This is a genomic window from Dapis hubbardiae BLCC-M172 (assembly GCF_050016015.1).
In the GTDB taxonomy this organism is placed as follows: Bacteria; Cyanobacteriota; Cyanobacteriia; order Cyanobacteriales; family Microcoleaceae; genus Trichodesmium.
This window is the reverse complement of sequence record NZ_JBNHEQ010000075.1, coordinates 1-14,146: the sequence shown is the minus strand read 5'-3', so window position 1 is coordinate 14,146 and position 14,146 is coordinate 1. Positions and strand designations below refer to the sequence as shown.

Below are 14,146 nucleotides of genomic sequence, written 5' to 3'. Positions count from 1 at the left end.
ACTAAAGCAGGTCACGGAGCCGGAAAACCTACTACGAAAATAATTGAAGAAATTACAGATGAATTTGCTTTTTTGCTGAGAAACTTTGAGATAGAATTACCTGAAAATTTTGGTAATTAAGGAATGAGGATTTCTTAACTCAATCCAATAAAAATTTAGACTGTGCAAGTAACTGACACACCCTAAAACTTACTTATTAGACTCCACAAATACCCCTTTCTTGGTTCCAATTATTATCAACTGCTACTGATACTTCCGAACCAGGTTTGACATTACCTCCTGATGTATCGATAAGAACTACATCTGCAGCTCCCAAGTAACCACCTCGGTAAATTGGTTGACCTTGCTCATTGACAGTATCGTAGGTTAATTCCGAGACTACAGGGGGTAAATCTGGAGAACGATCAAACCGGACTTCAGTAAACAATCCATCTACATAGGTTGCTGTATAAGGATTACCACCAGCATCCAGTCCATCACAGTATAGGACCATTGCTGCATGGGCGAAAGGTACTGGTATAAAAATTGTGCCAAGCAACAGTAAAACAAATGTTGCTACTAATGCAACTACTAACTTAGATATTTGTTGTGATAAGTTATACCACACACTGCTGAAAAACTCAGTCATAAAACTTTTCATGTTTTTCCTTGTTGAAGAATTCAATAAATAGTAAGTCTTGATAAGAATATCAAAAAATTACCCTTCCTCAAAAAAATAATTTATCTAAATTTATAGTTAGTTAATTAAACCAAAATTTTGTTTGGGAAAAAGCTGGCTGTATTTTCATTAATTGATAATTGATAATTCCCTCTCCCTTTTAGGGAGAGGATTGACGAATAAGGAAAAGATTTATTTCTCTTGGTCGATTAGATATGGCGTTAAAGGAGTGGCTCTGTTAAGAGCAGGAAACCCGCTCTTGCAGAGCCGCGTTTCATGTCGCTCCGCGAAACGCTTTTTCGTATAGGGAATGCTCCGCAAACATGTCGCGTAGCGTTAACGCGCGTTGTGCGGAACGCTAAACGCCATCTATCGACCGCTTTTTCCCCTTGAAAGGGGAGGCTTCAAGGCGTGAATTATCTAATTATCTAATTATTTAATTATTTAATTATTTAATTATTAATTATTTCGGTAAATAATACTCAAGCCCAATTTTTCTCATCTAATTGTCAAAAGCTAAATAACTTAGACCAAATCTTAAAACTATTGCTATCTCTTCCTGATATTAGGTCGGAAGGAGTATGGTTAGACCGAATAATATATCTTTGCTATTTGACTAGAATCGTTAAAAAAATTTCTTAACCTTACTTATTACTTAATAACTGAAGTATTGAGCAAGGTTTTGCATTATTTTGGGGAATTCGTATTATTCTTGAGACTTAAATCTTACCTGAAAAAGATTTACGCAAAAGTAACTTTCGGGGTTGCCCAAATAGTAGAGAGCCAAAAGTCCACTCAACTTCTTGTAATCTGTAACCAGCTTTATCATAAAGTCTCCGGGCACTATGATTATTTTCTAATACATGAAGGTATAAGTCACAAAACCCCCATTCTAACACCCTATGCTCACAAAAATTTAATAACTGTTGAGCAATTCCCAATCCTCGATAATCAGCATCAACAGCCAAATTTGACAAATAAACATACTCAAAATCATCTAACTGCCAAGGATTGAGGGATAAAAGTCCATTCTGCTGAAGCGATAAAACTACGTTTCGCTGAAGCGATCGTACACTAATTTCCACAGTTCCCACCAAATCCTGGCCTTCAATACCAGATAAATCCTCAGTAGACTTAGTATCTTTCAGAACCATAGCAACAATACATAAATAATGCTCACCTTTAGAACGGATACGATTTCGTAAATCTTCGTAAATACTTAGTCGTAAAAAAGGATAAACATAGCTCATCATTCCTTCACGAGAATGAAAACTATTAGTCAAGACTTCGGAAATACTCTTGATATCCTGTGGTTTAGCAATGCGGATTGAAAAGTCAAATTGATCGGATTTTCCGATTTGACGTTTAACAGAGTTTGAGGAAAAAAAGAAAGGGTTCACAATACACTCACAAGCTATATCTATATAAATATTTATAATGAAGTACCCAATGCAATTCATTTTGGGAGATGTCAACAAACATTATTTATCAAGGGGTTTGCTTCCTCATTTATTACAAATTAATTACCTCTACTAAGTTAGATCATTCCTGCTTAATTAGCAATAAAAAAACTTTCTATTCCTCCCGATATATTTTTTCCTCCTGAATTCTAACTCCTCCATAATTATTTATAAGTGTTCATCCGGACATGATATTAGAACCCAGTTTAATATAGCGTTTCCCAAGCTTATGAGGTACAGTTATATTTTTGTCTTTTTGTTCCCAGTTAAGTGTTCCCTCAAACCTAAAATTTTGTACCTCACGCTTTTTGGGGATTGCTATATTACATTTCATTCAGAGACTCTAAAACAATTTTCTGAAACAAAATGACTTAAATTGACCTTCAATGATATCTGTGAATGTTAGGAATTATTTTACCTATATTAAAAAACTGAATTAATGAATCGCAGACTAGAAAATTCTCGGAATAATTTTTTATTTATTTTTATGTTTACACTTCAAATTGAGATATTTACCGAATTATTAATTATTAATAATTAATAATTAAATAATTCTGGTTTAAAGCCTCCCCTTGGATAGGGGAAAAAAGCGGTCGTTTGCGCAGCATTCCGTCAGGATGGGATGGCGTTAGCGAAGCGGGTCCGTAGGAGCGGGTCTCCCGCTCTTAACAGAGCCACTTTGTTAACGCCATATCCAATCGACCAAGAGAAGAAATAATATTTCCTCATCTTCAATTCCCGTAAGATTTTAACCAGAGGTAATTATCAATTATCAATTATCAATTAATGAAATACCCCTTAGAAAAAGTTGTAAAAAGCGGTATCTAGATTTTTTTAAATAATTGCCATCACTTTTATTGAAAAATAAATGTTAGCTATTATTGACTAAAAAATTTTTAAGACTCTAGAAAAGAGCAATTGTAAACTGAGAGAATTTAATGGTAAAGCTGACTATATACAGATACTCTTTCAAGACAAACGACAAAAAAAGTTAAGTAAGTCAACTTAATTAAGATAAGAACTAGCAGACTTTTGTCTAACAATTTTCTTGATTTTTGCGTAGCATTCTGGAGAAAAAGAAACTTCAAAAAGTTGATTTGGAAAAAAAAGTGGTTTGGAATAGTAGTTATTATGTGTCTAGATGTGATGGTTTACTATTGAGAAATTGAAGGAATAAACTGAATACCAAGAACCTTCTAATCGATCCTGCAAATCAGTATTTTCATAGGACTCCTCTTCTATTGTGTCGCTTTTCATGTTAGTAATAGTAGAAAATCGACCTGACAATGCAGATATTCTGCTAAAATTTTAAGATTAAAGCCTAGACAAAGATAAATCTTAATTTTTGCACGGAAACTGGTTAAGATTAACAAATTATCTTAAGAAGTTCTCCGACAGGTTTTAGTATAATAAATTAAGGGGGTAGTTGAGAACAAAAAAAAAGGCCACTGATAATTGACTATATGCGAGAAGAGTAATATGGCGATAAAGATTAAAAATTCATAAAAGATAGGAAATTTGGGTGGATTTTGTTACAAATGTAAACAGTTTTTGTTCTAAATTCAAAAAAATATTAGAAAATCTTCAAGAATTAAATCTTGGGAATAAATACTCATGTATAGATATTATGAACTTAATAGACTGAAGTTTTAACAGCCTTCGGCTGGGAGTCAGTAGAATTTTTTGGGCGCAGGCTCCGAGGAGCTGGCTCCTGGGTAGAAGCCTTATGAGGTATCAATCCCCACCGTCACCCGCGGTGTCTGCAATTCCTTGGAGTTTGAATCCTCTCATATTGATTCTTTCTCCTGACTCCTTCTTCAATAACAACTATTACCATTGAAGTAGCCTTTTTCACTAGGGCAAATACCAAAGTGAAGTTAAGAGGCTTCTTGATTGATTAATAGTATAAAAGGCCATCCTTAAATCGGTCTCGAAGCAGAATGGAGTTATATCCATCTGTGCCCAAATCAGCATAATTCATCATAACTGCCCTGAAAGCACGGAGAGCGGTGCATGAGTTTGAGACAAAGAAAACCTAAACCGAAAATTTTGGTTGTCGATGACGAACCAGATAATTTAGACCTTCTTTACCGCACCTTTTTCCGAGACTACAAGGTGCTGCGAGCCGAAAGTGGGCCAGAAGCACTAGAAATTCTGGAAAAATCTGGGGTAGTCGCTGTAATTATTTCAGATCAGCGAATGCCCAAAATGAGTGGTACAGAATTCTTAAGTCTTACTGCTGACAAATATCCTGATACTATTAGGATTATTTTAACTGGCTATACAGATGTAGAAGACTTAGTAGAAGCCATCAACTCTGGTAAAGTCTTTAAATATCTGACTAAACCTTGGAATGCTGAGGAACTCAAAGCATTAGTCAAGCAGGGAGTTGATACCCACAATGTCCTCAAATCCCACACTGACGAACTACGTCGTGCCCTTCAGCAAGAATCTCTCCTATACGCAGTTACTAATACTATTCGCTCTGCGCCAAATTATCGGCAGATGCTTCAAAGGATAGTAGAAAGTATTGGTCAAATGTTTGAAGTGAGTTTGGCGATCTGTTGTCCTTTTCAAGATATTCATGGAGGAGACGAATGGTTTGTTGTGTATCAGAATCAAGAACATAACTCTGAACAATCAACCAACAATTATCCCCCTAAAATACCAGAAGAAATTTGGCCTCATATTATCTGGGAAACAGATACTGTAGAAATCATTTCAGATATCCAAAATCATGAAAGGCTCAAGGGAGAGACTGTAGAACTTCAACAACGCCGACAAGCTTACCTAGCAGCAGATATCTGTTCTAGTCTGATTGTGCCTCTATTTTCCCGATTAGACTTAATTGCAGTTTTAGCACTGCACCAGTGTGGAGAATACCGCCACTGGCAAGATCATGAAGTTCAACTATTAATTACAGTTGCCGATCAAGCTGCTCTAGCTCTATCTCAAGCTCGTGCTTATGAACAACTGAGAAGTCTTGCCCAACGAGAAAGTCTGGTCAATACCATCACGACTGTGATTCGCTCTAGTCTTAACCCTAAAGATATTTTTGCTGCCATCACTCAGCAGTTAGGACAAGCATTGCAAGTAGATGGTTGCGTTCTCTCGTTGTGGACAGAAACTGATGAATATGTTCACTGTGTCGGGTTATATGATGCTCAAGCTCAATCATCAGTTAGTGCTACTGAAGCTGAACCTCTACCAGATGAATCTGTAGTTGGGGCAGAAATTTCTAATGATGACAACTTATTGAGTCCAATGAACTTACCTCAGTCAGTTGTTCCCATTAGCAGTAATCCTGTTTTAATAGAATTGCTAAAAACTAAAAAAACGGTGGCACTGAGCGATCTAAATAAATATCGAGAATTTAATGAAGATGAACTTCCCTTACGCTTTAATGCTCGTGCTTTGATGGTTGTACCCCTTACTGTTGATGGTGAAATTATTGGCAGTATTTCTCTACGCCACAATTCTTTTGAACGCCAATGGGAAACTTCAGAAATTGAACTAGCTGAGGCAGTAGCTTCCCAAGCGGCGATCGCTGTTCAACAATCCCGTCTTTATCAAACCACCAGAGAACAAGCAGAAAGACTGATTGAAGCAGACCGCCTCAAAACAGAATTTTTCCAGAATATATCCCATGAGTTTCGTACTCCTCTGACTCTAATGATCGGATTATTAGAGGAGGCAGTGAACTACAAACAAGATTTACCTCTAGAACCTGCTACGATCGCTCTGCGTAATTCCCGTCGTCTATTAAGATTAGTTAATCAATTACTAGATTTGCAAAGACTTGATGCAGGACGAATGCAGCCTTGTTTTCGCCCCTGTAGTCTTGTGGATCTTTGTCATAATATTGTTGAGTCATTTGCTCCCTACTGCCAGAAAAAAGAAATAAACCTAGTTACAAACTTTAGTGATGATGATTGCCCACCAGTATATTTAGATATAGAAAAATTTGATAAAGTTATCTACAATTTGCTCTCAAATGCTATGAAATTTACTCCTGCTGGAGGTAGTATTACGATTTCAATTGAGTCTGCTGGAAAAGGTTGTTTATTACAGGTAGAAGATACTGGCATTGGCATTCGTCAAGAACAAATTCCCTTTTTATTTGAAAGATTTCGGCAAGCAGAAGGTTCAGCAAATCGTTCTTATGAAGGCAGCGGTTTAGGTTTGGCTTTAGTCAAAGAATTAATAGAACTTCATGGTGGTCAAATAACTGTAGAATCAGTTTATGGTAAAGGTACTACTTTTCAAGTTTTGTTGCCAACAGGAAGTACCCATTTACCTGTATCACAAGTATCAGAAATACCTGCCGAATTTGATGCTACTAAGTTAGCTGTTGAGTTGGCGGATGTGGAAGCAGAGTTAGAAGAAGCGGAGGAGTTACAAGCTGTAGACCAACAAGAAAATATTAGTACAGTTAATTCTGGTGATATGGGAGTAGGGACTATTTTGGTGGTAGATGATAATCCAGATTTGAGAAGCTATGTGTCAAGAATTCTGCGAAAATCTAATTTGAATGTGGTGTTAGCTAGGGATGGAGCTGAAGGATTTGAAGTTGCAAAAATTCATCATCCTCATGTAATCATAACGGATTTAATGATGCCAGTTGTGTCTGGTTTGGATTTAATTAAAATGATTAGAGAAGAACAACAATTGCGTGGTACGCCAATTATTTTGTTAACTGCTAAAGCAGATGAAGATACTAGAATTGAAGGTGTGGAAAGAGGGGCAGATGCTTATTTATCAAAACCGTTTAATGATAGAGAATTGTTAGCAGAAGTAAGAAATTTGTTGGTTTTGAAAGAGAATGAGCGACAGGTACAAAAGTTGAATTCTTACTTAACCGAATCAGTTTTAAGGCGGTTTTTACCACCGGAAATGGTGCAACGAGCAGCACAAGGAGAATTAGCTTTAGATTTGACACCAGAACCAAGGTTAGTTACAGTTTTATTTAGTGATATTGTGGGTTTTACTCGGATGTCAAATATTTTGCAGTCGTCTCGTATCGCAGAATTATTAAATGAATATTTGGCAGAAATGACAAGAGCTATTTTTGCTAATGGTGGTACTGTGGATAAATTTGTGGGGGATGCTGTGATGGCAATTTATGGCTCACCTGAAGAGTTGACTGCACAGGAGCAAGTACGAAGGGCAGTAGCTTCAGCTCAGGCAATGTTGAAAGCTTTGGATAAGTTGAATGAGCGCTGGCAAAGTCTGGGGTTAATTGGAGAGAATGGGGTGCCTCCCGTGAGGTTTCGTTGTGGAATTCATCAGGGAAATGCTGTAGTGGGGATGTTTGGTGGTCCAGAGCGGTCTGATTATACAGCTATTGGTCCATCTGTAAATATTGCAGCCCGTTTACAGGAGGCAGCAGAGCCAAATACAATTTTGGTATCCGCAACAGTGGCCCAATATCTGGATAGTCGGATGGTGAGGAACTACGGAGCTTTAAAGCTAAAAGGCATAGATGAAGATATTTTGGGCTTTGTGGTAAGTCGAAGTCCCATAAGTTAACCTTGATAAGGCCAAAATATTTTTTTTCTGATTTAGTTGCAATTTTGAGAAACTGTGCTATATTAAATAAATGGATGCGGGTATAGTTTAGTGGTAAAACCTTAGCCTTCCAAGCTAATGATGGGGGTTCGATTCCCCCTACCCGCTTTTACCTAAATATGTGGATGGATCTGATACTCTTCTTTCCTCAAAAGCTTCAAACTTACAGCGCTTTTCAGTTGAGTAAACCACAAAACTGCTGTAGGAGTCAGGAGTCGTAGGGGCGAATGGCCATTACCCCGTACAGGAGTCCAAGGCTAGTATTAAAAGTTCTAGCTCCTCAACTTGCGACATCAACAAATATTCCATCATGCCCCCCGGTGCAGATTGACTGTGGTCTATCAAGCATGAAAACTGCTATAAGAAACTATCAAATTCAAGTTCATTTATCCATCCTCTTCGGGAAGCGACTCCTCTGAAGCATAAAACTCAGCTAAGATACTACGAATTTCATTAGGACTAATATCTTCTTGCTCCGTTTTAGAGTAAATTGTTAATAGAAGTACGCTAGTTTCTGACTCAACTTGATAGATAAGTCGATAACCAGCGCTTTTCCCTTTTTGAATGTTGCTATTTTTAACTCTTACTTTTAAGATGAAAAATTCTTCACCTATTCCGGTGAGGCGATGGCTGCGCCACGGGCTGTTGCCCTACGCCCAGAAAATTACCTCTTTGTATTTCTTCAATAACTGGTTGAGTATCTAACCGGATACGACGATATTTTTTGGAGAGTTTACGCAAATTTCTTTTATATTCTGGTGTTAAGTCAATCTCAACTATAGGAGTATTATTCGACATCTATTCCCTCCCACATTTCAGAAAGGGGAATGCGTTGTCCAGATTTTGCTTCTTGCAATGCTCTTCTGAGACTAGCTTTTATTTCTGCGACGGGAGTATCGTCTGGATCGGCTTCATTTTCTTCTGTTACTTCGGGAAAAGTAGGATAACTCGCACTTTTACTGGGGTTGAATTTTCAATGGGTTGGTCTAGAAATAATTGCCCTTTTTAATCCAGAGTTCCTGTTGTTTCAATGGCTTTCATTTGTTTTTTTATGATAGTAGTTTGGGTATATTATATTATAGTTTATAGGCAAAATTAAAATAACTCAATATGTCTCGAAAAGATACCTATCATTATCTGGTTAAATCTGCTTTAATCGGAGAAGGGTGGAAGATTTCTCACGATCCTTATGTTCTTAAATCCGATCCTAAACTTTCTATTGATTTAGGTGCTGAAAGAATTATTGCTGCTGAAAAAAATTGTGATAAAATAGCCGTATAAGTCAAGAGTTTTATTACAGATTCCCAAGTAACAGAACTGGAAAAAGCTATTGGTAATTTCAGTTATCAGTTATCAGTTATCAGTTATCAGTACCTCCTGTTGAATCAGATAGAAAACTTTATACCAATTACCAAAAGTAATGTTGTACTTAGATGATACTTCAATTATTAAGTAATTAACACAGAGATAAAAACTTTTTCGATAATTATTCTTATGTTTATCTCTCCCCTACTCCCCTACTCCCCTACTCAAGAATCGGAGTCAGATTTACAATGAATAATACAATAGATTTTTACAGGCAATGTGTGAAAAAAATTCTCTGTGAATATGAATATCTCAAGGATGAAGATTCGCAAATTGAGTTAATTTTTGATGATGAAAGAATGCGTTATCTGGTTTTGTGGGTGGGATGGTACAAATATAAGCGTATTCATCAATGTGCTGTGCATATTGATATTGTTGGGGATAGTATTATTATTCAATGTAATGATACGGAAGAATCAATAGTAGAAAAGTTGGTAGAAATGGGAATTTCTCAGGAGAATATTAGTTTGAATTTTATACATCCTCAACATCAAAATTATTTGGAAATAGCTACTTAATTTTATCCTCTGAAGAAAAGGCGATCGCCTCCGAAAATTAATTTACTGTCATTGCGAGGGGGGTGGGGAAAGCAAGAGTTTTGGTTACTCCCCATACGCTCCCCCGTGGCAATCTCTAGTCTAACAGTTAAGCTAAAGAGATTGCTTCGACTAAGTTAATTGCTTTCCCAGAAGCTTAACTGTTTTACTCACCGTCTCGCAATGACAGAGAGGTTGTCATTGCGAGGGGGGTGGGAAAAGCAAGGGTTTTGGTTACTCCCGATACGCCCCCCGTGGCAATCTCTAGCCTACTTAACTTCCTCTTGACACACTTTTACTCTGTTTCTTGGGGGCGGGTATTTCGTTATATCCAATCAAGAACGTTTTTAACAAGAGGTAATTATCAATTATCAATTATCAATTATCAATTGTTCTGCATCTCTATCTATCTCCTCAGTATCTGGATTTAGATCAATATCTGGCTCCCATGTTTGAGCTTGCTTCAATAGAGTAATACCTAACTCAACTCTCTGATTTTCTCTTATTAATTTCCTACCTATTCGTAACAGATTTGTTGCTGCATTTAAACTGAAGTTAGAGTCAAGTTTTACTGCTTGTTGAAACTGAGAAACTGCTTCCTCAAGCTTTCCCTCTGCTGCTAATTTCTCACCTTTTAAAAAGAATGCTGTGGCTGAAGGCTCTATTTCACCGCAAAGATGTCGTTCTTTTTCTTCTAAGTTAGGGTTATTTTTCAGGTAGTCGCTCATCCACTTGCAAGCGTTGTCTATTAGCTCATCTCGGTTAAAATTCCACAGTTTGATAGTACCGTCCCCACTCCCCGAAGCAATCAATAATTCCTCAGCCAAATTTTCCCAAGGATTCGGATGAGGAAAACCAGGACGAATTTTCACCACAAAACGAGGTAAAATTTTCGTCTTTTGAGCCAACAATTGAGGAATTAAACCAGCAGCAACCAAAGAAGATTTCCCACTACCCGAAGCACCAATCACAGCAACTAAATTTTTACTTTCCAGCTTTGACAATAAAGAATTAGTCAACACTTTCCTGCCAAAAAATATCTCAGTATCATTTTCAGTAAAAGCACTCAATCCTTTATAGGGAGAACTCTGAATTTTTCCTCCCAACTCCAACCAACGGGGAGGAATTTCCGCAGGATTTTGACATAAAACAGGCAACCAACTCACACAAGGAAAATCCTTTTCTAATATTTGTAACCTTTGCCGACTCTCCCGCAAAGAACTATATAAAGATAAACCTTGAGTATAATTTTCCAGAAAAAATTGGAGAAACTTCGGAGCAATAGCCACAGGTAAATTTTCCCGCATCACAATAATTTGCGGTAAATGTAAATCCTCACCTTCTGCTAATTGATAAGCCAAACCCAAACCATCACAACAATTAAAAATCGCCAACTTTAAACCAGACTTAACAGCTTGTAAAAGATGATTTTTTATTTCAGAAATAGTCAACTTATCTTCAGCATTAATTTGAATCGTACCAATACTGCCATTATCTTTAGTTTTGCCATGACCAGCAAAAAACAAAATATCCCAAGATTCTTGCCACAAAGGTTCATCTAATTCTGAGCGTTGAGGTTCTATTAACCAACAAATTTCTGCATCAGGAATTAATTGTCGAATCACCTTTTTATCAGCATCAGTTCCGACATTATCTCCCAAAATAACTAAAATTTTTATCTTGTCTTGTTTGTCTGATTTTATTGTTGTATTAACTCGTTGAAAATTAGGAGAAGCGATAGAAATTTCAGCCTTCGGAAAATCCTTCAATAAATCCCATTCATGCCAAGGCAAACGTCGCAACCAATGATTTTCAGTTGCCAATAAAATTCTCGTACTTTCCGACTTATCCAAATTATTCCGAAGCAAAATTTCTATCGGTTGAAAATCGGGGGAACGTAACCAAATATTGAAAGTTTTCGCTAATAAATTAGCTGCCTTTTTACAAGCTTTAAAAGCATCATTTTTATCCCGATCCGAAAAATTAGTCAAACCAGGTTTAATTCTTATACGGTTAGAAAAAAAGAACTCTAAATTTAGATATAAACTTTGCCAATAACGATACTGCTCCAAAATTTCCGAATGTGAAGGTAAATGTGCTGACTTGCTAGCCATGGCTAACAATGGTTCATTATTTATCGAATCTACATCCTGGGAAATTTCACACCGCACCGAAAAACCCCGTGGAAATTCACCATCAATATTGAGAGTAACTAACTTTCCCATAACAACTCCTATTAATTTTAAAATTATATTATTGTAGGTTGGGTAGAGCGACAGCGAAACCCAACAAATACACACCAAAATAAGAAACCGGGTTTATTTTATTGATTACTTTTAAACCAGGAATTTTCGTCGATAAACCCGGTTTCTGGGTAAGTGCTAATCAAGTCAAATTTATTTAATGAAACATCATAGCAATCGTAAATAATTTGTGAAAAAACTGTAGGGGTTTGGTCTCCAAATCCCTTGGGTTTCGGTTTGGAAACCAAACCCCTACGATAAAATATTACAACCTATTACTATAGTAGTAGTTGGGTTTCGTACCTCAACCCAACCTACTAATTTAACAATTTCTAGTTAACAGAAAAATCAGAAAATTGTCGTACAAAAGGCGAACGAAAAGCCAAAACAATATCATGTCGGGACTTTTTACCTAAAACCAATACTTTCAGTGCTTCATATACTAACTTTTCTATCAAGGTTCTAGCAGTAGCAAGCAAGAATGAAGGCTTAGAGTCTTTTATGCGTGTACTTTACACTGTTTTAGAATTCTATCAATAATACATTCCCTCAAAGAGAACGAGAATGGTGTACTGCCACCTTGCCACCTTTTAGATGTAAGGATTGATGTATATAGGTTTTAATCCATATATCTATTACTGCCACCTTTTTATTCTTTATAGTCTGTAAGTCTTTACGTATATAGTTTTGACCTGATTTGTTATCTTTACTGCCACCTTACTGCCATCTACTGCCATCTTTGATTTTTTTAAGGGTAGAAAAAAGTATCCGCAGCGGTATGAAGAAGTAGTATTACAAAAATAATATTTTTTTGTTTTACTTTTTTTGAGATAATTATTATGATTTATTGTGTTTAACTGCTGATTTTTTTATTCAACAAAAAGTCCGTCAAGATGGTTTTTGGTTTTTACAAACTGAGATAGAGTTGATGCGAAAAGATTGAGGCTAGTCAGAGAAATCTAACTAGCCTCAATCTTTTTTTGGTTGGATTGTGAAAGATTTTTCGCAGTTCAATTTAAGGAAAAGATTTACTTTGCTTTCGGGGAAGGTTTAAACCTTCAATAGTGACTCTACTACACCTAAAAAGACCTGGATTGTGAAAGATTTTCTTTACTTGCTTTCCTTGAAGGTTTAAACCTTCAAGAGTGACTCTACTACACCTAAATACATCTGGATTGCCAAAAAACCCAACCTAATCACCTAGTTTTAATGGCGGTCTAAAAAAAAGGGCTATTACCATCTAGTGGAAAGGGTTTCGGACTCCTCCACCTTGTCTGTTTTATGTATATAAATAGGGGGAGGTGTCTCTTGCTGAATACCTTGCTCTATCTGAGTTTGGGTATCCCCATCTCTTAAAGCTAGTTTTTTTTGGTATGAGCGATCGCTCCTACTCAGTTTCTACTAGCTCTAATTCATCACTATAAAAAGCTTTCTCTTCACCATCAAAGCTGACTTTGACTTGATTACCTGCTAGTTCTGTTAGTAGCTCCCCTACCTTGCCCTTGTATGTTTTGTGGTGCTTTCTTGGTTTGACGACTTTGACTTGTTGTGGGGCGTGGTGGCCGTTAGTTTCTTCATGGCCTTCTTCTTCAGCAAGATAAGAACCATTACTATCATCGCTCTGGCTTGCTATTGGCAAGGTGATTTCTGGCCTTTGTTTCAAGGTCTCTATCAAACTACTTACAACCCAATCCTGCATGGTCATGCCATCAAAAGTTGCTGCCAGTTTTACAGATTGATGTAGTTCTGGTGACATATAGACGGAAATAATTTTGCTCCCATCGCGTTTTCTTCTGGGCATGGTATGGGCTGACTGTACTGTATTATCCATAAATTTTACTCCATTATATCCCCATAGTAAAAAAAATTTGTACAGTTTGTTATCACTGAACAGTATGTACTGTACTAGCCTTTGCACACAATAAGTACAGTACATACTGTAAAAATACCTTGACAATCAATAATATGTACTGTACTATAGTAACTATAGAGTAAGTACAGTACATACTGTGAAACAAAAAAAATACTTTTATAAGCAACAGAGAGAAAGTAGGTGAAAGACGCGAAGTCCGGTAAACCGCAGCTAGTACCTCGACCGACTTATAAAAACAGTCCATCAAGTATTTTTCTTGTTACCTGTAGCGAAGTTTAGGATGCAACCCTGATGTAGCCGTACTTTTGGCAGTAAATCATGCAGGCTCTCTCACAACTTTTCCTACAATTCCCAAGAAAACTTACTTTCCAAAGCTGACTAAATCAGCTTAATTTTTACCCTTAGCAGTTTACCTGGTAATCGTAAATCCAGTGAAACTAGAT

The 14,146-nt window shown here is 36.8% G+C and carries 9 protein-coding genes and 1 tRNA gene; 4 read left to right on the top strand and 6 right to left on the bottom strand.

Translation table 11 applies throughout. The annotated features are described in order from the left end of the window. Window positions 1-196: 196 nt before the first annotated feature. Window positions 197-640 carry a hypothetical protein gene (locus ACP6PK_RS07770; protein ID WP_426559123.1) on the bottom strand — a complete coding sequence of 148 codons (444 nt, stop codon included), beginning with the start codon at window positions 638-640 and terminating at the stop codon, window positions 197-199. A gap of 737 nt (window positions 641-1,377) precedes the next feature. Continuing rightward, window positions 1,378-2,058, bottom strand: coding sequence for a GNAT family N-acetyltransferase (locus ACP6PK_RS07765; RefSeq protein WP_426559122.1), 681 nt, complete (start codon window positions 2,056-2,058; stop codon window positions 1,378-1,380). A gap of 2,073 nt (window positions 2,059-4,131) precedes the next feature. Between ACP6PK_RS07765 and ACP6PK_RS07760 the strand changes: the two genes are divergently transcribed. Beyond that, a complete protein-coding gene (locus ACP6PK_RS07760) occupies window positions 4,132-7,647 on the top strand; it encodes a response regulator (protein ID WP_426559121.1) in 3,516 nt (1,171 codons plus the stop codon). Between the two features lie 76 nt (window positions 7,648-7,723). Further along, window positions 7,724-7,794: transfer RNA gene (locus ACP6PK_RS07755), tRNA-Gly, on the top strand. Window positions 7,795-8,292: 498 nt separating this feature from the next. Here ACP6PK_RS07755 and ACP6PK_RS07750 read toward each other — a convergent pair. Next, entirely contained in the window at window positions 8,293-8,484 is a 192-nt protein-coding gene (locus ACP6PK_RS07750) for a hypothetical protein (RefSeq protein ID WP_371357409.1), read from the bottom strand. A 312-nt stretch (window positions 8,485-8,796) separates the two neighbouring features. Between ACP6PK_RS07750 and ACP6PK_RS07745 the strand changes: the two genes are divergently transcribed. Continuing rightward, the gene (locus ACP6PK_RS07745) at window positions 8,797-8,967 is read left to right on the top strand and encodes an element excision factor XisH family protein (RefSeq protein ID WP_094673614.1); all 171 of its coding nucleotides are present in this window, start codon (window positions 8,797-8,799) and stop codon (window positions 8,965-8,967) included. A gap of 272 nt (window positions 8,968-9,239) precedes the next feature. Continuing rightward, entirely contained in the window at window positions 9,240-9,569 is a 330-nt protein-coding gene (locus ACP6PK_RS07740; RefSeq protein WP_094673613.1) for a XisI protein, read from the top strand. A gap of 389 nt (window positions 9,570-9,958) precedes the next feature. On the opposite strand, the gene ACP6PK_RS07735 is transcribed toward ACP6PK_RS07740, so the two are convergent. The 3 genes from ACP6PK_RS07735 to ACP6PK_RS07725 all read right to left on the bottom strand — a co-directional run bounded on the left by ACP6PK_RS07735 (window position 9,959) and on the right by ACP6PK_RS07725 (window position 13,661). Further along, on the bottom strand, window positions 9,959-11,812 hold the full coding sequence (locus tag ACP6PK_RS07735; RefSeq protein ID WP_426559120.1) for an nSTAND1 domain-containing NTPase: 1,854 nt from the start codon (window positions 11,810-11,812) through the stop codon (window positions 9,959-9,961). Window positions 11,813-12,162: 350 nt separating this feature from the next. Continuing rightward, entirely contained in the window at window positions 12,163-12,288 is a 126-nt protein-coding gene (locus tag ACP6PK_RS07730) for a hypothetical protein (protein ID WP_426559119.1), read from the bottom strand. A gap of 929 nt (window positions 12,289-13,217) precedes the next feature. Beyond that, on the bottom strand, window positions 13,218-13,661 hold the full coding sequence (locus tag ACP6PK_RS07725; protein WP_426559118.1) for a hypothetical protein: 444 nt from the start codon (window positions 13,659-13,661) through the stop codon (window positions 13,218-13,220). Window positions 13,662-14,146 lie beyond the last annotated feature (485 nt).